This window comes from Pedobacter sp. KBS0701, assembly GCF_005938645.2.
In the GTDB taxonomy this organism is placed as follows: domain Bacteria; phylum Bacteroidota; class Bacteroidia; order Sphingobacteriales; family Sphingobacteriaceae; genus Pedobacter.
This window is the reverse complement of the sequence record NZ_CP042171.1, coordinates 1,721,397-1,743,121: the sequence shown is the minus strand read 5'-3', so window position 1 is coordinate 1,743,121 and position 21,725 is coordinate 1,721,397. Positions and strand designations below refer to the sequence as shown.

Sequence of the window (21,725 nt, the reverse complement as noted above, 5' to 3'; positions counted from 1 at the left end):
AAATAGATCTCTCCATTTCGCTGTGTTACATCCGATAGCTATCGGATCGAGATGACGACCTTTATATTGGAGCCATGTCAATGGTAGGCACGAAGCATGACAAAGTACAAAACAACTCCCTACACTTCCGTCCGCGTTACCACCAACTTGCGCTCAATAGTACCGTAAACAATTAAATATTGGGCAATCATGTAAGTAGCCATAATCAGCGCACCACCTTGCGGAATGGGTTGTGCAAATTTATTAACGGCTAAAACACTATCAGACAGCAAGAAAAACAACGCACCATAAAGAATAAGTTTAAAACTAAAAATATTAACTTTCCCGTAGCGGTTAACTGCCATTAAGGCCATCACACAGATGATAATGGCATACATTAAAACCGGAAACTGCATAGGCCCAAGATGCGGCTGTAAATAGAAAAACAAACCAGAACAGAAAATAGCAAATGCACCCACAGCCCATAAAAAATATGGCGTCTTATGACTTGGATTGGATTTATGATCGAGTGTAAAAGCCCTGATGTAAAAAATATGGCAAACTAAAAAAGCAGCCAATCCGAAGATAAAAAAACTTGTCCCACCGTCCTGCAACATCAATAACAGATCTCCCGCCCAGGCAAAAATTAATCCCGTAAAAACCCTTTTATGGAAACGGCCTTTTAAATTTGTAGTAACATATAGCCACACCAAAAGCACCAACACAATTAAAGGTTTGGAAAAAGTACGCAAACTGGTATTATTGCTATATTCGGCGTAAAGCTGAATGATAAATATCAGAAAAAAAATAAATGAAAATAGCTTAGTCTTCATCAGCGTTAGGATTTGCCTTCTGCAAATTAAAAAACCAAATTACGGATATTAAATGGATAGCCACAAAAATTACTTGAGAACCTATCTGTAATTTAAAGAACAATACTGGTAAAACAACGGCCTAAAATGCCCGAAGCGCTAAAACGGAGATATGGTAACAACCTAAGCACCTCCTCATTTAAAGGAGGTAGGCTTTGGCCGAAGCGTTAATACAAAAAATATAATTTATGAATAAATTGTCGAAGGGTGCGCTTCGTTAGTCGGCAGGAATTAATCCTGCCAACCACTTAAGCATAGATATCCTTATTATCTGACCCGAAGATTAAAAATCATTTCAGCTTATCATAAAGAATTATACAGATAGGTTTATTTCCTTGATGAATCGGCTTATTTCCTTGATGAAATTTTTGGCTTGTAGTTTTCCATATCGTTAAATTTGGGCTTTTACCGACTTTTGTTCTCAATCATGTCCAATTTAAAAAGCTGAAAATTTTGCTTCTATTGGCATAAAATCCATAGTTTTGGCTTTTTATCAATCTGTGCCTATGCCTTTAAAACGAAATACATTAATTTTTATACTCTCATTACTAATTGCTGCTTTTACTTGTTTAAGTTTTTTTATTGCACAACATCACATACTTGGTTTTGACATTAAAACTTCGTTATTTATTCAGCAATACCACGCAGACTGGTTAGATAAATTAATGTTGGCCATCAGCTTTTTTGGCGAACTTCCCTATTCATTACTTTCAGTAGTAATAGTGGCGATCATATTTTATTATCAGAAATATAAACGCGAAGGAATATTTATTTCGACAGTATTATTATCTGGATTAATTATTCTGGGTATAAAAAATGTAATTAACCGTCCCCGCCCTACTGCATTTTACGTACGGCTGGTGGAAGTAAACCGGTTTCAAAGCTATCCGAGCGGGCATGTACTCTCTTATACGCTCTTTTTTGGATTCTTAATTATTTTGATGAATACGTTGAAAGATTTGCCAAAGCTAACCAAAAATATAGTAACTTATCTATCAGCCTTTTTGATGATCACCATTGCCCCGTCCAGAATTTACCTGGGCGCGCATTGGTTTACAGATACTGTTGGTGGTTTTCTGTTAGGCCTGATCTGCCTTTTTCCACTTTGTTACTTTTATTTTAAAAAGAAAAAAGATTAAGCGCATGTTTAAATTTTTACAACAAATATAAATAGCCCACTGCTGTCATCCTGGGAATAACTTATTTCATAAAGATCAATATAAAGGATGCTAAAAAATATCACTTGGCATATAATTCCCCTCTTTTAGAAAGGGTGTCCGCAGAACGGGGTATTTTATTTGTATATGGCCTAGTTGGATGGAAATGCGTAAGCAATAAAATATTGATTAATAACGATTTGCAAAATAACCTTAATGGCAGAGGTTAGAACCTTTTCAAATATGTTAAAAGGTTAATATACAAGAGGGCAAAATGATGGCAATTTTTTAAATCCGTCATTGATAGACTGGTCGAAGCACTTTATTTATGCGTTGAAATGATCTTCGACTACGCTCAGACCGACATACGAAATAAATTTCATTTCATTCTAAACAGGCGCTAACACCTTTCTTGCAGTTTTTCTTTTTTTCTGACTCTGCTTAAAGTTTCAATCCGCATCCCTAAATAGCTTGCCAAAAATTTTAGTGGCACCCTAGACTTTATAGCAGGATACCTGATTTTGAACTGTTTATACCTTAATTCTGCTGAAGGGATTAGTGACAAGATAGATCGCTCCTGCGACATATGGTAATGTATAGCCAATAATTTTCTGGCTAAAATATTGGTTTCGGGAAATTTTGCATACAGATCATCAATAAACCGATATGGAAATATAAGCAATTCGGAGTCTTCCAGTGCCTGATACTGTTCCTGGTAAGTTGGTCCAAATGCCCCTGGATTTCGAATACGACCAATCAAGTGATTTTCATCAATTAACCAGGCAGTGATGTCTTTTTCTTCATCCAGTATAAAAGCCCGTACTAAACCCTTAACAATGAAACATAAGCAATCCCCATTAATACTATTAAGGTTTGGCAAAACCTCATTCTTTCGCACAGATATTTTGAAGGTTTCGTTTTTTGCCCGATCAATTATCTCTTTTCTTAATGGCTGCAGTCCATTTAAATAATCAATAAGTGCATCGCATTCATCATGCGCATCAGTCATCATATTTATCTCTGGTGTTAAACTATACATTGCAATTAATTGAATACTAAATTTAAAAAAAATGAAAACGAGTGTAATTGCCAAAAAATTACGTTGAAGGGAAATTTATTTTCTCCATAATGTTTGCGCCCCGCAAACAAACAATTTTCAGTTAAATTTTCGTAATGATAACTGTATTTTAACAGAATCATAAAAAAATCTGATAATTTTGCCGCCATGACGAACGATAAACCCAAAGCTTTTCTTTTCGACTTAAATGGCACCATGATTAACGACATGGCTTTTCATAATCAGGCATGGCATAACATCCTTACAAAGGATTTAGGCGCGAGTATCAGTTTTGATGCGGTCAAAAAACAGATGTACGGTAAAAACCAGGATCTGTTGGAACGTGTTTTTGGTGTAGGTCATTTCTCTCAGGAACAGATTGATCAGATTTCCATTGAAAAAGAACACCGCTATCAGGCTGCATATAAAAAACATTTATCGTTGATAGCCGGTTTAGGCGATTTTTTGGAAAAAGCAAAACAATCAGGCATTCAAATGGCTATTGGTTCGGCTGCAATTCCCTTTAACATTAATTTTGTACTCGATAATTTAAATATCCGTTCTTATTTTAATGCGATAGTAAGCGCAGAAGATGTGATAAACAGCAAACCAGATCCTGAAACATTTACTAAAGGTGCTGAAATTTTAGGTGTTGAATCTAACCAATGTATTGTATTTGAAGATGCACCAAAAGGCGTTGAAGCTGCTCAAAATGCGGGGATGAAGTGTATTGTACTGACCACCATGCACACCAGTGAAGAATTTTCTGCTTACAATAACATTATTGCTTTTATAGAAGACTATACCGGTCCGGTACTACAAGATCTTTTCTAAACAGATACGGCCTGTGTTTCCACAGACCGTATACCATGTTATCATCACAGAGATGTAGGGATTACCAAATGTTATTTGGTAAATTTATAGATTGAACTTGTCTTGTAAACTTGTCCGGGTTTTAATACAGTTGAAGGAAATGCAGGCTGGTTTGGAGAATCCGGAAAATGTTGCGTTTCCATTGCAATTGCAGTTCTGAAATCATCTCTAGCACCAGTTTTAAAAGTATTTTTACTTTGCATAAAGTTTCCACTATAGAACTGTAAACCTGGCTCCTGCGTATAAATATCCATTATTATACCCGACTTATCTCCTCTAACTGTAGCCGCGTGGTACATGCCCATTGCCTTGGTTTTATTAAGTACGTAGTTATGATCATAACCTTTACCGAAGGTTAGTTGTTCATTTTTATCGTCTATACGGGCACCTATAGTTGTGGTTTTATTAAAATCGAAAGGTGTTCCGGCTACTTTATCAATTTTTCCGGTCGGGATCAATGTCGAATCTACAGGAGTATATTCATCAGCATAAATTTGCACTTCATGGTTTAAAATGGTACCGCTTCCATCGCCGTTTAAATTAAAAAATGCATGGTTTGTCAGATTTACTACTGTTGTTTTATCTGTTTTGGCTTCATAATCCATTTTCAATTCATTATCATCTGTTAAGGTGTAAGTGACCTTAACATCTAAATTACCAGGAAAATTTTCGTCGCCATCTTTTGATAGATAATGTAGCACCAAAGTATTGGGATTGGGCTGGCTCGCATCCCAAACTACATATTGATAGCCTTTTTTTCCTCCATGAAGGGTATTCTGCCCGTTATTGGTAAACAGCGAATAGGTTTTGCCTTCAAGCGTAAACTTACCTTTGGCAATACGGTTGCCATATCGGCCAATAGTTGCGCCAAAATAGGGTTCGGTAGATTTTTCGTAATCACCAACACTTTTAAAACCTACCACCACATCAATTAACTTACCATCTTTATTAGGTACTAATAAACTAACCAGGCGCCCGCCGTAATTGGTAAAAATTGCTTCCGCATTGTTGTTATTCTTTAAAGTATACAATGCTGTTGGTTTACCATCAATTTCTTTTTTAAATGAATCGGGAACTAGTTTAACAACTCCAGCAGAGTCGCTTTTCAAACTATCTGTAGAAGAAGTTTTTTTGATTTCAGATTGACAGGATACAAACCCGATTGCAGCCAGAACGCCGAGGCCAGCTAGTGATTTTAATTTCATAAAATGGAATACTTGGTTTAGATTTTTTATTTTTTTTAAATATAATGATATCACATAATATTGCAAATAAAACGATTTAGAATAAGTAAAAAGCATATCTTATAGAATAATTTACCTAAGACATCAGCAACGATGCGATTTGCAGAATTGATAATCACAAAATGTGGAAGTATTAAAATTACCTGATCTTAACTTTTAAGTAAACGAAGGCAGTTTATAATTACTGTTCTACTCCTGAGTCAAATATTTGCAGCAACAAGAGTGCTGATTTTGTAATTATCAATTATAAACTGATAATATATTAACTAATGGTCATTAAAATCCGTTGAAACTGATTATTATTGTGGCAATCAAACCACAAATATGAACCAGAGTATCTCAACAGATCGTTACGACCAAATGCTATATCGCCGTTGCGGAAACAGTGGCTTAAAATTGCCCGCAATATCTTTGGGTTTATGGCATAATTTCGGATATGTAAATGTTTTTGAAAACAGCAAAAACCTTATCTACACTGCTTTTAACAATGGAATTACTCACTTTGATTTAGCCAATAATTACGGTCCGCCCCCTGGTTCGGCTGAAGAAGTTTTCGGGAAAATTCTTCATGAAAATTTTAAGGGCTACCGTGACGAAATGATTATTTCAAGCAAAGCGGGATATACCATGTGGGATGGTCCGTACGGTGACTGGGGATCAAAAAAATACCTGGTATCGAGTTTGGATCAAAGCTTAAAACGCATGAAACTGGATTATGTTGATATTTTTTACCACCACCGTCCTGATCCAGAAACTCCGCTTGAAGAAACCATGGCGGCATTAAGCTTAATGGTTCAACAAGGAAAGGCTTTATACGTAGGCATATCAAATTACCAGGCGGAAGATGCTGCAAAAGCCATTAAAATTTTAAAAGATAACGGTACTCCGTGTTTAATCCACCAGCCGAAATATTCTATGTTTGAACGTTGGGTAGAAAATGGTTTACTTGATGTTTTGGAACAAAATGGTGTAGGCTGTATTCCATTTTCGCCATTGGCACAAGGTTTACTCACCGATAAATATTTACACGGTATCCCTGCCGACTCCCGGGTGGCTACCAGTGGTGTTTTCTTAAAAGAGAGCAATATTACCCCGGAGAGAATAGAAGTAATCGGCAAATTAAATGAAGTAGCAAAAGCACGTGGCCAAAAATTGGCACAGATGGCTTTATCATGGATTTTAAAAGATAACCGCATTACAACGGTATTAATAGGTGCCAGTAAACCAGAACAAATTGCTGATTCAATTAAAGCTTTAGATAATATCAAATTCAGTGAAACTGAAATCAAGTTAATTGATGAGATTTTAGGTTAAAAATTCCAAAAATAGCCGTCATCCCGATCCGATAGCTATCGGATGAAGCATCACGCAATGGAGAGATCTTTGAACTTTGTTAAAAGATTTCTCCATTGCAGTCGAAATGACGGTCCTGTTTATTTGTACTGGTCAAGACCAATCAAATAACGCCGTTTAAGAGTTAAAAAATCGTCATTCCCGCGAAGGCCTATCGTGTGGACACATCTTTTAAGTATTTTTAGGCGTTTTGCTAACTAACTTTAATAAAGCACGGATTATAACCAAGGACGCTGTCAATCCCAAGAGCCGGGGAAATCAAAAAAACAGGTGCACAACAGTAAAAATGGCAGTAATAAACCTGAAACGCAGTGGTTTTGTGTTCATAACCGATAATTTAATTTTTTAAAAAATATAGAACACAAACCCCGCAGGGCTCAATCAGACCAAAGAAAACACACACAATACCTGATTAAACGAAGTGTCACTGTTTTTTTGAAGCGCATGAGATTGTGTAAAAGCTCATTGCTGGATCCGATAGCCATCGGATGACAAAGCACTTTGGGTACTTTGACGCTCCAAAATGCGCAGCATTCTTGAACACAGCTAAAAACAACATTAACTGTGAAAAACTACCATGCCCCGCGGCATAGAGCGATAGAAGAATGTTATAATTAATTGTGTCCACACGATAGGCGAAGGCGGGAATCTTAAAGCGTATTGCATTAAGATTCCCAATTGAATTGGGAATACAGCATCTTTTCATCGCTCGTTATAAAACCAAATCAGATTAAAACCGTTTAAGAAATGAATCCTTTACATTCCTTAATCTATGGCAAGAGCCAACAATTCTATTTACAGCGCATTAGCGGCCAATTTATTAATTGCAGTAACTAAATTCATTGCAGGGGCATTTACTAACAGTTCATCAATGATTGCCGAAGGCATTCACTCTACGGTTGACACCAGCAACCAGCTTTTATTGCTGTATGGCTTAAAAAGAAGTGTAAAACCACCTGATAAGTCACGGCCATTTGGCTACGGTAAAGAGCTGTATTTCTGGTCGTTCATTGTATCCATCATGATTTTTGGTTTAGGTGGTGTAGTATCTATTTCGCAAGGGATTGCGCATATCCGCCATCCTGAAGTTTTGGGAAATCCAACCTGGAATTATGTGGTATTGGGATTATCTTTCTTATTCGAGGGCGCTTCTTTGATCATTGCAATGAAAGAATTTAACAAAACACGTAAAGGTTTGCCCTGGTGGAAAGCCATTATTAAAAGCAAAGATCCCTCTGGCTTTTTAGTATTATTTGAGGATGGAGCAGCCGTTTTAGGATTAATGATTGTTTTTATATTTATGGTGTTAAGCCACAACTTAAACCTTCCGTTTTTAGATGGACTGGCTTCTGTTTTAGTAGGTACACTCTTAATCTTTGTATCTTTTATACTGGCCAGGGAAAGCCGTAGTTTATTAATGGGCGAAGGCTTAACGCCAGAAACACAGCAGAAGATAAAAGAACTGACAGAAAATGATCAGGATGTAATTACGGTAACGAGCATATTATCCCAATATCAATCGCCAAAGGAAGTATTGCTGGTGCTCATTCTTACATTTAAAGCAGAATTAAACACTACCAATTTAACCAATGCGATTGACAGGCTGAGGGATAAAATAAAATCAGAATATAATGTGATCAAGTTTGTGATTATCCAGCCACAGTCTGTTGATGTAGCGGAAAATGATTTTAGCAAGGATATTTATATAAAATAATCATTGTTTTTTACCGAAAGTCGCTGAGCGAGTAGCAAAACACGTGAAAAGAGTTACAGGTTCTTTTTCACCATTAAGCTGTTAAGATCATTAAGATTTAGAGTCTGAATATTATCGTCCTTCTGAATAAATTCAGAAGGACGATAAACAATATGAATTATTATTTCTTCGGACCTCTAACATCCGACTTCGGACTTCCCTACCCTAAATTACCTGCAATACAATTTTTCCTCTTGTATGTCCCTGCTCGCTTTCGGTTTGAGCTTGTCTGGCGCTGGTAAAAGGCAAAACTTTTTCTATGATAGGTTTAACTTTACCAGAATCGATCAAAGTGGCAATTTCAGCCAGTTGATCGGGAATTGATTGTGCAGTAAAACCGATAAGATGAACATTTTTCACTTTCGCTTCTGCCACAAACTCTGGCATTAGGGTGGTGATTACCCTTCCCCCGTCTTTTAATATATTTAACGATTTGAGTTGCGTTTCTCCGCCAATAGTATCTAAAACCAAGTCAACATCACTTAAAGCGGTCTCAAAATCTTCCATTTTATAATCGATTACCTCATCGGCTCCTAAACGCTTCAAAAAATCGATGTTAGCACTTGAGGCGGTGCCAATTACATAAGCTCCTTTCCATTTTGCAAATTGTACGGCGTATGTTCCTACCCCACCGGCTGCTGCGTGAATCAGTACTTTTTGTCCTGCTTTTAACAAACCGTGGTCGAATAATGCTTGCCATGCTGTTAAACCTGCCAGGGGTACCGCAGCAGCTTCAGTATGTCCAATACTGGTAGGTTTAATGCTGATGATGTTGGCTTTAACCACAATGTATTCAGCATAAGCACCATTTTTTGTCGGATCGGGCCTACCATACACCTCATCTCCCTTTCTAAAAGCACTTTCTTTTTCGCCTAATGCCTCAATTGTGCCAGAAACATCCCAACCCAAAGTTAAAGGTAGCTTTACCGGAAATTTCTCTTTCCTTTGTCCTTCTCTAATTTTCCAGTCTACCGGATTTACACTGGTTGCATGCACTTTAATCAATACTTCATCTGGTGCTGGCTGGGGAACTGGTATTTCATCTATAGATAAAACTTCTGGTCCGCCAAATTCGTGGATTCTAACTGCTTTCATATAGGATATTATTATTTGATGTACACGGTTTTGATATTCACGAACTCATGAATACCGAACATACTTAATTCACGGCCGTAACCGGACTGGTTGATGCCTCCAAAAGGCAAAGCGGGATCTGATTTAACCCCCTCATTTACAAAACAAGATCCTGCTTCAAGTTTATTCCGGGCAATGTCTTCTGCTAATGCTGCATTTTCGGTAAAAACGGCTGCGCCCAGTCCAAAATTGGTATCATTGGCGATGCGGATGGCATCTTCAGTATCGTCTGCGGAGATAATTGCGGCCACCGGACCGAATATTTCTTCATCATAAGCCAATATGCCTTTTTTTACATGGGTTAATATGGTGGGTTGGTAATAGGCATGATCACCTTCCATACCGGGGATTTCGCCACCTAGAACACATTTTGCACCCTGTTCGATACTCTTTAAAACCTGCTGATGCAACTCATCGCGAAGGTCTGCCCTCGCCATTGGTCCTAAATCAGTATCGCTCTGCAATGGATCGCCAGTTTTTTTACTTTCCATTTCGGCTTTAAAAAATTTTGTAAACTGTTCTTCAACTGTTTTTACCACAATGAAACGTTTTGCAGCAATGCAGCTTTGCCCGTTATTAATTAACCTGGCTTCTGCACATATTTTGGCGGTCTTTTTTAAATCAGCATCTTCCAAAATCACATAAGGATCGCTCCCACCAAGTTCCAATACTGTTTTTTTGATCAGTTTCCCTGCTTGTTCGGCTACTTTTTTACCGGCTTCAGTGCTTCCTGTAAGGGTTATGGCTTTGATGTGGGGGTTTTCGATTACTTTTGAAATGGCTTTACTATTGCAGATCAGCGTTTTAAAAACATTTGCAGGAAAGCCGGCATCTTCAATTACTTTTTCTATTTCTATAGCGCAGCCTGTAACGCCTGATGAGTGTTTTAAAACACCGCAATTACCGGCCATTAATGCCGGCGCCAAAAAGCGGAACACTTGCCAAAAAGGGAAGTTCCAGGGCATAATAGCCAATACCACACCGATAGGCTGGAAGCTCACGTAACTTTTGGATGCGCTGGTTTTTATGGTTTGATCAGCCAAAAATTCAGCACCATTTTTAGCATAGTATTCACAAACAGAGGCACATTTAACAACTTCAGCAACACCAGCTTTTAGCGGTTTCCCCATTTCTAGCGACATAAGTCCGGCCAACTGATCTTTACGTTCGATTAATAGTTTCGAAACCTGCAGCAATAGTTTCGAGCGGCTTTGATAATCGGTTTCCCTGTAACTTAACCACGCTTGATGTACCTGATCGATTTTCTGACCGATTAACGCTTCAGTATCTTCCTGATAGGTTTTTATAATTTCCCCGTTTACAGGGTTTATAGATGAAATGCTCATTTAACAGTAACAAATAAGCATTTAAGATTGTGTTTTTTATTTGAATATATCAGCTAAGGAACAAGTGGAATATCAAAATGGAAGGTAGAACCTTCGCCATACTTACTTTCTACCCATATTTTCCCGTTATGGAGGTTAATAATCTCTGCGCTGAGGTATAAACCTATCCCAAAACCTGAAATGGTTTTAGTTTTGTGGCTTTCTACACGGTAAAACCGATCAAAGATTTTTTCCAGATCATGGGCCTGAATGCCAATGCCATGATCCGTTACAGAAACATTCATTTCATTCTCTCTGCTTGCAGATTGAATCAAAACGGTACTATTCTGATCAGAATATTTTACCGCATTGCTAATTAAATTTGAAATTACAGAGCCAATTTTATCTTTATCTGCGTAAATTAATTTAGAATCTCCCCCTTTAAAATCAATCTGATTAGTCGGATATACTAAACTTAAATCTTCAACAAGGTCGTGAATTAGTTTATTCAGATCAAAATATGATAGGTTCAATTGAATTTCTCCTGATTCTAAACGCGATACATTTAAAAAAGAGCTGATTAATGTGCTCATTTTCCGGATCTGCTTTTGCACCTTAGCTAAAGTATTTGCGATAAAAGCATCTGTTAAACTTCGACTCTGCATTAACTGTACGTAAGCACTGATAGAAGTTAATGGCGTTTTCAGCTCATGGCTTACCATACTGATAAAATCATTCTTTTGCTGTTCTTCCTTTATGCCGATTAAAATCTGTTCCTGATCCAGCGCTTCCCGCTGCAGTTCTGTTTCCTTGATCGCTTTTTTTGCCTTCATAATATCAGTAACATCGCTCGCGGTATGAAGAATACAATATGGCATTCCTGAATCGTCCTTAATGGCCCGGTATTCGTAGGTATAATAAGCGGTCTGTAACTTACCATCTCTCATCGTTTCGGCAGGGATAGCATCACCACTATCCGTAATGCCTGTTAGCAATACATTTTTCAGCATATTAATAAAAGGCTGCCCCTTTAACTCAGGTACGGCATCTTCCAGGCGTTTGCCAATAATAGAGCGGTCTTTACCCCAAAAAGAAATCATGGCATCGTTGGCCATTTCGATTACGATTTGTTCTGACGTGTATATGGCTGTTGCATCTTTAGATAGGAAAAGAACCTCTAAAAGTTGATCGTTACTTAAAACCTTTGAATAACTTTCCATATTTAAGGTAGACTATGCTGATATCTTGATTAATCGAATTAGACTAAGTATCATACAAGTAGCCTTCACAAATGTTTGGGGTAGTTTGTTAAATTGTTGACTTTTATCACTCAACATTAAATTTATGGCTTATTTTTTGTTTAAGGATCCCTGCGGCCCGGGTATATCCTCCATCCGCTCCATCAACAAAATGAATATGGTCGTCTTCCAGGTCCCTTACATAACAAGACATCACCGATTCGCCACTTACGTAAAAAGCGTACAAAATTTCATTATTTTTTTCAAGCTGGTTAAGGACTTGCGCTAATGCCAAACGTTGTTTTGCGGTACCGGTAATTACTGTATTTATCCTGCCATCTATTACCAGTGTATCCGACATTTCGACAAGTTGCTTCAGGTATTTTTTACCACGGTCTGTTCGGAAATAAATATATCCATAGATATTGATGAACCATGACTTAACAAGTTCAAAAAATTTGATCTTCCCTAAACGGTGTTTCATTTCCTGGCCCAGACTGTTAAAACTTGTCCTGAATATCAGTTTAGAAACCGAAATCGGCTGTCGTTTTTCAGGAGAGCCGTAAATCTGATCGAGGTGATGAATCACCTTGCTGAATACATCCGCCTGTTGCCCGTAGTCCTGTGCAATTACGATAAGGGTTACAATTTCTTCACTATTCTCTGGTGGTTCAATTTTATCCCATCGACATTGCATACCGCTTAAATCAATTTCATCACTGGCAGTATCGTGGCCCGATAACAGGTAATCTTCTCCTTTGATCAATTTTTCGGCGTAGGCCAAGCCATCTCCTAAAACAATTGGTATAGAAAATGTTTCAGCGCTAGCAAACTTACAAATCTGAAGGTTATGTCCCCTGGCATAAATTTCTGCAACAGGTACAATTCCAACCCTTAAATCAATATTAAAATTTTCGCTGGTGTTATTCTTATATTTCAGCAACGATTTCATCACGCCGTCTACAATTCCAGGTGGAACGATAAAGGTCGCTCCATCACCCCCAAAGAAAAATGGCACCGTAATATTGGCTTTAAAAGCAGTATTGAGCACTGCAACAATACTCCCTGTTGCAATAAGGTTTACATTTTCGTGCAAACCTGCATTAACGGCAGCTGTAGAACTTTTAATATCAGTAATGATTACATGCCAATCTAAAGGTATTTGCTTAAACAAATGCTTTTTAACCAATAGCTGGTATAAAAGAATTTTGTTAGTTGAAAGATTGGAATAAAAATGATCCTGGTTACTTGGCATAGTTCTGATACAACAGTTCTAATATACGTATTAGGAGATGATATATATTTCAAAAATATTCACAGAATCATTAATCTTATTTAGAACGAATAAAAATAATTTTGCTATTATGCTTATTAAACAGTTCCTTTGCGCCACCTAAGAATTAATCTAAATAAAATGAATAAAAAATTTGCTATTCTTTTAAATACTATAGCTCTTTTTCTGTTTTTAGCAGGGAATACAATGGCACAAATCAAAAACGGATCTGTTTCAGGTTCAGTTAAAACAAGTGATGGCAATCCAGCTGTGTATGTAAATGTTGGTTTAAAAAACACAGGTAAAACGACACAAACTGATGAGAAAGGTAACTTTATCATCAAAAATATAACACCTGGTACTTATACGATTAAAACATCTGCTATTGGTGTTTCAGCTCAGGAAAAATCAATTACTGTTATTGCCGGTCAGACTGTAAATGCAGATTTCGTCATAGCAGAATCTTCCTCACAATTAAATGAAGTAGCCATTAACGGTTATAAAACCCCCAATAGAAAGCCAGTTAACCTAGGTAAAATTGCAATTGCTCCTATGGATCTTCCGCAGGCTGTACAAATTATCGGGAACCAGGTAATTACCGATCAACAGGCAAACCGCTTAAGTGATGTATTAAAAAATGTAAATGGCGTTGCTTTTGGCGAAAACCGCGGATCGGTAAGTGGCGAAACATTCTTTGCCCGTGGTTATAGCTTAGGCGCCAACAACGTTTTCAAAAATGGATCACGTGCTACCAGTGGCGGTATGCCCGAAACCAGTACTTTAGAATCGGTTGAGGTTTTAAAAGGAAGTGCAGCCTTACTTTATGGTGGCGTAAGTGGCGGTGCTGTAGTGAATATGGTAACGAAAAAACCTAAATTCGAATATGGTGGAGAAGTTTCGATGCGTGCTGGTAGCTACGATATGTATAAACCAACCGCAGATATTTATGGCCCGATCACTAAAAATTTGGCTTTTCGATTAATCGGTACTTATGAAGATGCAGCCAGCTTTAGAAACAGTGTAACCTCGAACAGAGTTTATGTGAATCCATCTTTGCTCTATAAAATTAGCGAGAAAACAGACATCTTGTTACAAGGTGATTATTTAAAAAGCAACATGACACCAGATTTTGGTATCGGTACGGTGGAGAACCAGATTGCAGACATAGGCCGTAAGGCTTTTGTGAATGCGCCTTGGGCCTACAATAAAACGAATACCGCTACTACACAATTAAACCTTAACCATAAATTTAATGATAACTGGAAGTTGAATATATTGGCCAACCTACAATCTTACAACCGTAATTATTTCAGTGCAGAACGTCCATTTGCAGATACAAAAGCAGCCAATCCGCTTCCATATGGCCTTGCTTTACGTAATGTTACCCGTTCTAAAACAAAAGAATTTACTTACAATGAGCAGATTAACTTAAATGGTTACTTTAAAACCGGTAACATAACCCATACGTTATTAGTTGGTGCCGATGCAGATCAATCACGCACAACGAGTGGTGGATTTACTTACAATAATAACTTAACTACCTTTAACTATGGTACCGTTAACCTGCTTGATCCATCAACTTATTTCGGATCGGGTATTGAGCCAAACGTAAACACTGTTTCAGAAACTTTTGCACCGTTATATCGTATGGGGACTTTTGTTCAGGATTTGATCTCGGTTACAGACAAATTTAAAGTACTTGCAGGTGTTCGTTATACCTTTCAAAAAACGCCTCGAACGGTTACCACAAACCTGGCCACTGGCATACAAACTTTAAGCGTAAACAGTTTAAACAAATCTAAAGTAGAAAGTGCTTTCACCCCAAAACTTGGTTTAATTTACCAACCATTGAAAACGACATCAGTTTATGCAAGTTATTCGAGCAATTTTGTTCAAAATACCGGAACTGACATTAACTTAGCACCATTAGATCCTTCAACTTTGCAACAATATGAAGCTGGTGTTAAAAATGATTTATTTAAAGGCAGGTTATCAGTTAACCTAACCTGGTATAGAATTGCCAATGACAAATATGCACAACAGGCCCTTATCAATGCTCAGGGTGCACCAAATGGTGATGCAAACATCAAGGAACTTAATGGAAAATCGTTAAGCGATGGTTTAGAGTTAGATATTACAGGTACAATTGTAAAAGGCCTGAATTTTATTGCAGGTTATAGTTATAACTTTATTCGTTATACCGAAACCCGTGATAGAACAGTTTTAAAAATAGCAGCTCCAACACAAACCGATCCTAATGCCACCAAAGATGTTATAGTGGGTGGTGTGATAGAAGGACAAAGATTAGTAGGTTCTACCAAAAACACTGCAAACGGAACTTTATTTTATACTTTTCAGGAAGGAAGTGTTAAAGGCTTAAAGCTTGGTGCATCTGCTTATTATACAGGTTCGCGTAACGGTGGTTACAATGACACCAAGGTACAAACTTATAGCAGGTTAATTCCTTTAACTGCGTTTACCACATTCGATTTATCTGCCGGCTACAACTGGAAAAAGCTTTCATTATTGGCTAAAATTTCGAACATTACGAATGAGTTAAATTACTTTGTACATGAGAACTACAGTGTTAACCCAATTCCTCCACGTCAGTTTATGACTACATTAGCTTATAAATTTTAAGCAAAAGCGCCTATCAACAAAAAGCTCCAGTTTTAGTGATATGGAGCTTTTTGCATTTACATCGTAGGTGCTTGCTCATATATCGTCCATTGCTGTTCCTTGGTTTTCGTTTTCTTTGCCAGGATAATGGCTGAATTTGTAGTTACTTTTTTATCCTCTGGCGTGAGGTAAAGATCGGTTCCTTTGAGTTTTATGAAATAAGTATGTTTTCCGGCAGGCTCGAATTCGTATTGCTGAATATCGCTGCCCAGGGTTAAAGGCTGTTCCTCTAAAATTTGATCATTAGGTTTTGGCTGAAAAGTTTTTCCGGTAAAGAGATTTTTTAACTGATAAGTATTCCCCTCAACAGCAATAAAATTCCAGGTCATGCATTTCCAGTTCTGCGGTTGGTAAGCTACCAGTGGTGTTCCATTTTTACCGCTGGCATCTTTTACGCGCAACAGCATGCCGGTAAGCACATTTTTGATGGCGAAATTACCCTTAATGGCTTGAGCCAAAACAACTTGATTAACAAGCAATAAAAAAAACAATGCTATAAGATATCTTCTCATAACATAAATATAATCAATTTGTTAAACCTGGAAAGAATTAAAGAATAATCAATATGGTACCCGATTTTAGCAGTTTAAAGTAATAATGATATTCACCATGACGGTTTATCTTTTCAATTTCACAAACCTTACCCGATTTACCATATTCATCAGATAAAAAATCACCAATTTTAATGCTATCCAACTGATTTATATTAATTGATGCTCTTTTAATAAGTTTAGCTGTTTTTTCCATAATGATCGCGGTTTAAAACATTTACGCAATCAAAAACACTTTGGTTTTTCAGCATTACAAATTCTTTATAAATAAGTATATAAAATTGTATTTTTAATTAGTGATATACGATTTCATAAACCAGTTGAGCAGAGCACATTTATTTATAAAACCGTTTAGCCAGCAAGCCAATGTCATTAAGTTAAGGTTTTTAGCCACAGATGTACACAGATAAACATGGATTTTCACATTTGTGTGCATCCTTTTTATCTGTGGTTAAATTATTTCCACCTGTGCTAATGAGCTTACCTTAATCACATTGAGCCACAGGGCACGCTGAATAAAGCACAGTATATACTTAAGGCTTTTCTGTATCCTCATTACATTTTATCCGATGCCCCCTAATGAAGGTAATGACTGTTCTGTATAACAATGTGCTATTCAGAAATCCATTAGAAATCAAAACCTAAAAAATGCCTCCGGTTTATCGGAGGCATGAAATCTTTATTCTGCGTCGTAAATGACAACTTTTTCGAAATAAACCCTGAATTCATCCAGGAAAGCTTTATGCAATGGATGAACCTGGTAAACATCATGCGCAGCCAAATCTTCAAATAATAATAGCAAGCTAAAAGTATAAGTAGTATCTACAACGGCACGCTCAATCGGGGCTGGTACGCCAATATGAAAAGTTTTAACAACTTCAATGTTTTCTAATGTTTGTAAGCCATTGCGAAAGGCAGTTTTTTGCTCGTCAGTGGTATCGGTTTTAAGCCAGAATAAAACGTGGTGTGCTATCATTATTTTAATTTTTTTTCAAATATAATCAAAGCGGGAAAAGATCATTCATCTTTATCCAAAAACACTTTGGGCCTTATTTATGGCTTTTTTTAAGTCTATACCTTTACCTAAAACCCCTTTAAACAAGTCTCCTTCAACTTTTAAACGATCTATCGCATTAAAAATATTGAAATCTTTCATCTTCAAACCAGGTTTTACTTCATCCCAATGTAAAGGCATGGAAACCGTTGCCCCCACTTTTGGCCGTAAAGAGTATGGTCCGGCGATGGTCGCCCCTGGCCTGTTCTGCAAAAAGTCGAGATACATTTTTCCTTTTCTTGCAGCTACCATTCGCTCTAATGAAGTATAGTCAGGAATCTGTTTATGTACCAGATTTACAACGATTTTAGCGAACATCTGACTCTGATCGTAATCGTATTTAGCATTTAAAGGAATGTAAATGTGCATGCCTGTTGAGCCTGAAGTTTTGCAGTAACTGGGTACTTCAATTGCATCAAGCACTTTTTTGGTTTCGAGGGCAGCTTCAACCACCTGATCAAAAGAGTGTTTATCCGGATCGAGATCGATGACACAATAATCAGGATTATCAGGGTGTTGCACACGGCTAAACCAAGGGTTCATTTCAATACAGCCCAAACTGGCCATCCATAATAAAGAAGCCTCATCCGTACCTACCAGGTATTCCTTTTTCTCCCCTTCGCCATTTTCGTACGGAAAAGTTTCTGTCCAATCTGGTGCCTTTCCTTTTACATCTTTTTGGTAAAAACTTGGCCCGTGGATGCCTCCGGGGAAACGGTTAAGCGATTGTGGCCGGTCTTTAAGATAAGGTAAAATATAATCAGCAACCTGGTAATAGTAATTAAACATATCCCTTTTGGTTACTTTATCCTCTGGCCAATACACTTTGCTCAAATTGGTAAATTTAAGTTCGTGGCCTTTAATTTTTCTTACCTGTGTTTCATCTTTAGGGTTTAATAAGGTTTTGGGTTCTTTTCCTTTGGGCGGTTTAATAGCATGGGCATGCTCCTCTTTTTCTTTCACCTTACCAACAACCTTTTGAGTAGGTTTTTCCTCTTCCCGAACCACTTCTTTCGCTTTTTTATCCTCCCTCATCCCCTGAAAGGAAGGGTGACGGAAAACACCATCTTCGGTTACTTCAGTAAAAGCGACTTCGCAAACCAACTGCGGCTTTAACCAGGTGGCTTTTGCCTTCGGTGGATTTGGTCTGAAACGGGATGGTTTATTTACATCGGGGATACTTTCAAAAGGGCTTTTATCTATTATAATAGGCTTAAACTGCTCCATCATTGTTTTTTGCAGTTTATCGGAAAACCCGGTACCAACTTTACCTACATACTGCAATTTTCCTTTTTCATATAAGCCCAGTAAAAGGGAGCTGAAAGATTTGGAGGTATCGGCATTTTTGGTAAAACCGGCTATAACAACCTCCTGGCGTTTGTGCACTTTAATTTTCAACCACTCTTTCGATCTTCGGTCGGGAGCGTAGGTGCTATCCATTTTTTTAGCGATGATGCCTTCCAACCCCATCCTTTGTGCGGCATCAAAAAAATCGACACCACTGGCTTTGAAAACTTTACCTAAACGCACACGGTCATCATCTGTAGACAAAATATCATTTAAAATGGCCTGGCGTTCATTAAGCGGCATTTCCATCAGGTTTTTGCCCTCATACCAAAGGATATCGAAAACATAAAAAACAAGTTCACCATCTGCCTCACTTCGCCAGTTTTGTAATGAACCGAAATTGGATATGCCTTTATCATTTAACACTAAAATTTCACCATCCAAAACGGCATTGATTTTCCATTCTTTAAGCAGATCGTAAATAGGATAAAACTTTTCGTTAAATGATTTATTGTTCCTCGAAAAGAGCTCCACTTTTCCTTTGTTGATAAAAGCCAAAGCCCGGTATCCATCCCATTTTACTTCGTATTGCCAGTTTGGATCATCGAATGGCTCATCCACCAACGTAGCCAACATGGGTTTTATGTTTTTAGGCATAGCCGATTTTGGCGCTTTTTTCAGGATGGCTTTCACATCAATGCTTTTATCATCCCCTACTGGTTTTGTTTGTTTTTTAACCTTCGGCCCGGGATTTTTTCTTTCGGGCTTTATTTTTTGCTCTTTTCCTTCTTTCCAAACCTTATCTGATGTTTTTTCCATCTTTTCGATAGTTTTTCCTGAAAGAACCGATTTATCTTCTTTGGTTATATCTTTTGTGGAGGCATAATCATCTTTATGTTTAATGAGCAGCCAGCCATTTTCGCCCATCCCATGCGTTTTAACCAGCGCAAATTCGCCCTGAAGTTTTTCTCCGTTCAATTTAATTTTTAACGAACCTTCTTTTAACTGTTTTAAAAGATGCTTTTCCTGTGCTTTTTTGCCTTTTATAGCCTCAATTGGTTCGTAGGTACCTTCATCCCATACAATTACAGTTCCACCACCATATTCGCCTTGCGGAATAATGCCTTCAAAATCTTTATAATCGTAAGGATGGTCTTCTACCATCATGGCCAAACGTTTGGTTTTGGGATCGGTTGACGGACCTTTTGGTACGGCCCAGCTTTTTAAAACGCCTTCCATTTCAAGTCTGAAATCATAGTGCAGGCGTGATGCATCATGCTTTTGGATCACAAAGTGCAACTTGTTCGGATCGCTGCTTTCACCTGATTTGGGCTCTGCCGTTTTTGAGAAATCGCGCTTGGCAACATATTTTTCCAGACTCATAATCAATGTTTATTTTTTTAAAAAATCTTCTACTGCATGGGCAGAAGTACCCACCGTTTGCACAGCTGCTTTTAGCTTATCTTTGCTCACGCCAAATTTATTTGACCAATAATCCAGCTCATAATCCTCGTTAATGTTGATCCTACCGCGATCAGCACCCCCGTTTTTTTGTTTATCATCCATAATAATTTTTGATTACATTGCTATAAAACAGCCTGATAACAAAAAAGGTTTTAATATCTGTTTTTATAAACGGGTATTAAAACCTTTAAAAAAATAAAATTTTAAAATTTAATCTATTAGCACAGTAACCATTTCCGACTCTGTTTCTTCTGCATAGGCGAACCTGTTTTTAGTAGCGGTATAAACAACCCTTAACCACACCAGAAAATAAGGCAGGCTGATAATAGCCAAAAATAACGGGTGCGATTTCGCAAATACCGGAAATAATAATAGAGGGAAATTACACGTAATTAGAAGTAAAATGGGCAATAATACCTTTTTCATAGCCGCGTTACTTTCTCTCACATACCATACACCTACCCCAACAATAGAAATAATGAATGTACAGTCTTCCGCTCCAGTGCTGAATAATACTGGAAAAATCAATACCGATGACAGGATCATCAATTGGAATCTGCATTTTTTAAAACGCGATATATTTATAAATGGCAACATAAATAATACGGCACCAAGGATCAGGAATAGAAAATTCGGTATTTTCTTTTCACCAAAAAGCTCCCTAAAGAAACCCATAATGGAAATATCGATCCCTCCGCCTAACACGTTGACCATGTTTTTATCTATTAAAGAGTTTTTCCAATCTACATAACAGTGAACCACATAATCAGGAGACGCTAAAAGCATGGGCAATAAGAATAATATTATCGACCACATAATCAACCATAAGGTAAAAGCCGGCTTTTTTTTGGCAAAAAAGAAAAAAACCAGGCCTACAATACCGTAAAGTTTGATAAAAGTACCAAGTACAATGCAAAGTGCCGACCATATCCCTTTATTTTTATTCACCAGCGTATAACTCAATATCATCAGTGCACCTGCACCAGCATTAAACTGTTGGTTAAGCATAGATTCTATCAAACAGGGAATGGCAATATATCCAATAATTATTTTTTGATCTTCAGTTAATGGCAAAGTTTGTATAGCCTTAAAAAGCAGGAAACAGTTAAACAGGTTCCATAACAATAATCCTATCCAGTTATGAAAGATTGCAAATGGGGCAATTAACATACTAAAAATGGGACCATAATGATTCGCATCATCATGATAAGCCGGATAAACAGCATAGAGCGAATGCTCGTGCAGTAAGTTTCTAAATGTATTCTCGAAAATCAGGTAATTATTGTAACGATGTGTTGCCCACGAATCTATTACAAAAATCAGGGTAATCAGTACCCAAAGAAATAATACAAACCGGTTATCCTGATAATATTTTCGACTTGGATACAGACTTTGATTATTGGTTAGAAAATAATTAAGCATTGTAAAAATT

At 37.4% G+C, this 21,725-nt stretch carries 18 protein-coding genes; 5 read left to right on the top strand and 13 right to left on the bottom strand.

The window, feature by feature from the left end; translation table 11 throughout:
- Positions 1-119: 119 nt before the first annotated feature.
- Positions 120-812, bottom strand: a complete 693-nt coding sequence (locus FFJ24_RS06830) for a lysoplasmalogenase (RefSeq protein ID WP_138823772.1) — start codon at positions 810-812, stop codon at positions 120-122.
- A gap of 545 nt (positions 813-1,357) precedes the next feature.
- On the opposite strand from FFJ24_RS06830, the gene FFJ24_RS06825 reads away from it, so the two are divergent.
- Positions 1,358-1,990, top strand: coding sequence for a phosphatase PAP2 family protein (locus FFJ24_RS06825; protein ID WP_138823770.1), 633 nt, complete (start codon positions 1,358-1,360; stop codon positions 1,988-1,990).
- 418 nt (positions 1,991-2,408) lie between these two features.
- Here FFJ24_RS06825 and FFJ24_RS06820 read toward each other — a convergent pair whose 3' ends face one another.
- On the bottom strand, positions 2,409-3,047 hold the full coding sequence (locus tag FFJ24_RS06820) for a Crp/Fnr family transcriptional regulator (protein ID WP_138823768.1): 639 nt from the start codon (positions 3,045-3,047) through the stop codon (positions 2,409-2,411).
- Between the two features lie 186 nt (positions 3,048-3,233).
- On the opposite strand from FFJ24_RS06820, the gene FFJ24_RS06815 reads away from it, so the two are divergent.
- Positions 3,234-3,899, top strand: a complete 666-nt coding sequence (locus FFJ24_RS06815; RefSeq protein WP_138823766.1) for an HAD family phosphatase — start codon at positions 3,234-3,236, stop codon at positions 3,897-3,899.
- A 71-nt stretch (positions 3,900-3,970) separates the two neighbouring features.
- Here FFJ24_RS06815 and FFJ24_RS06810 read toward each other — a convergent pair whose 3' ends face one another.
- Complete coding sequence (locus tag FFJ24_RS06810) at positions 3,971-5,143, bottom strand: aldose epimerase family protein (RefSeq protein ID WP_138823764.1); 1,173 nt, start codon at positions 5,141-5,143, stop codon at positions 3,971-3,973.
- Between the two features lie 363 nt (positions 5,144-5,506).
- Between FFJ24_RS06810 and mgrA the strand changes: the two genes are divergently transcribed.
- Both mgrA and FFJ24_RS06800 read left to right on the top strand, forming a co-directional pair.
- Positions 5,507-6,496: an L-glyceraldehyde 3-phosphate reductase gene (gene mgrA, locus FFJ24_RS06805; RefSeq protein ID WP_138823762.1), complete on the top strand. Its 990-nt coding sequence runs from the start codon at positions 5,507-5,509 to the stop codon at positions 6,494-6,496.
- Between the two features lie 811 nt (positions 6,497-7,307).
- The gene (locus FFJ24_RS06800) at positions 7,308-8,249 is read left to right on the top strand and encodes a cation diffusion facilitator family transporter (protein ID WP_138823760.1); all 942 of its coding nucleotides are present in this window, start codon (positions 7,308-7,310) and stop codon (positions 8,247-8,249) included.
- Between the two features lie 204 nt (positions 8,250-8,453).
- Here FFJ24_RS06800 and FFJ24_RS06795 read toward each other — a convergent pair whose 3' ends face one another.
- The 4 genes from FFJ24_RS06795 to FFJ24_RS06780 all read right to left on the bottom strand — a co-directional run bounded on the left by FFJ24_RS06795 (position 8,454) and on the right by FFJ24_RS06780 (position 13,240).
- On the bottom strand, positions 8,454-9,383 hold the full coding sequence (locus tag FFJ24_RS06795) for an NADP-dependent oxidoreductase (protein WP_138823758.1): 930 nt from the start codon (positions 9,381-9,383) through the stop codon (positions 8,454-8,456).
- An 11-nt stretch (positions 9,384-9,394) separates the two neighbouring features.
- The gene (locus tag FFJ24_RS06790; RefSeq protein WP_138823756.1) at positions 9,395-10,768 is read right to left on the bottom strand and encodes an NAD-dependent succinate-semialdehyde dehydrogenase; all 1,374 of its coding nucleotides are present in this window, start codon (positions 10,766-10,768) and stop codon (positions 9,395-9,397) included.
- Between the two features lie 53 nt (positions 10,769-10,821).
- On the bottom strand, positions 10,822-11,967 hold the full coding sequence (locus tag FFJ24_RS06785; protein WP_138823754.1) for a PAS domain-containing sensor histidine kinase: 1,146 nt from the start codon (positions 11,965-11,967) through the stop codon (positions 10,822-10,824).
- Positions 11,968-12,073: 106 nt separating this feature from the next.
- The gene (locus tag FFJ24_RS06780; protein ID WP_138823751.1) at positions 12,074-13,240 is read right to left on the bottom strand and encodes a DUF3095 domain-containing protein; all 1,167 of its coding nucleotides are present in this window, start codon (positions 13,238-13,240) and stop codon (positions 12,074-12,076) included.
- A gap of 159 nt (positions 13,241-13,399) precedes the next feature.
- On the opposite strand from FFJ24_RS06780, the gene FFJ24_RS06775 reads away from it, so the two are divergent.
- A complete protein-coding gene (locus FFJ24_RS06775) occupies positions 13,400-15,898 on the top strand; it encodes a TonB-dependent receptor (protein WP_138823749.1) in 2,499 nt (832 codons plus the stop codon).
- A gap of 56 nt (positions 15,899-15,954) precedes the next feature.
- Here the strand turns inward: FFJ24_RS06775 and FFJ24_RS06770 are convergent, their stop codons facing one another.
- From FFJ24_RS06770 to FFJ24_RS06745, 6 genes are all read right to left on the bottom strand, one after another.
- Positions 15,955-16,449, bottom strand: a complete 495-nt coding sequence (locus FFJ24_RS06770) for an RICIN domain-containing protein (RefSeq protein ID WP_138823747.1) — start codon at positions 16,447-16,449, stop codon at positions 15,955-15,957.
- Positions 16,450-16,486: 37 nt separating this feature from the next.
- Positions 16,487-16,684 carry a hypothetical protein gene (locus tag FFJ24_RS06765; protein ID WP_138823745.1) on the bottom strand — a complete coding sequence of 66 codons (198 nt, stop codon included), beginning with the start codon at positions 16,682-16,684 and terminating at the stop codon, positions 16,487-16,489.
- A 483-nt stretch (positions 16,685-17,167) separates the two neighbouring features.
- A complete protein-coding gene (locus FFJ24_RS06760; protein ID WP_138823743.1) occupies positions 17,168-17,464 on the bottom strand; it encodes a Dabb family protein in 297 nt (98 codons plus the stop codon).
- A 51-nt stretch (positions 17,465-17,515) separates the two neighbouring features.
- The gene (gene ligD / locus FFJ24_RS06755) at positions 17,516-20,212 is read right to left on the bottom strand and encodes a DNA ligase D (protein WP_138823741.1); all 2,697 of its coding nucleotides are present in this window, start codon (positions 20,210-20,212) and stop codon (positions 17,516-17,518) included.
- Positions 20,213-20,221: 9 nt separating this feature from the next.
- Positions 20,222-20,395: a DUF3606 domain-containing protein gene (locus tag FFJ24_RS06750; RefSeq protein ID WP_210419479.1), complete on the bottom strand. Its 174-nt coding sequence runs from the start codon at positions 20,393-20,395 to the stop codon at positions 20,222-20,224.
- A gap of 108 nt (positions 20,396-20,503) precedes the next feature.
- Complete coding sequence (locus tag FFJ24_RS06745) at positions 20,504-21,715, bottom strand: glycosyltransferase family 87 protein (protein ID WP_138823737.1); 1,212 nt, start codon at positions 21,713-21,715, stop codon at positions 20,504-20,506.
- Positions 21,716-21,725 lie beyond the last annotated feature (10 nt).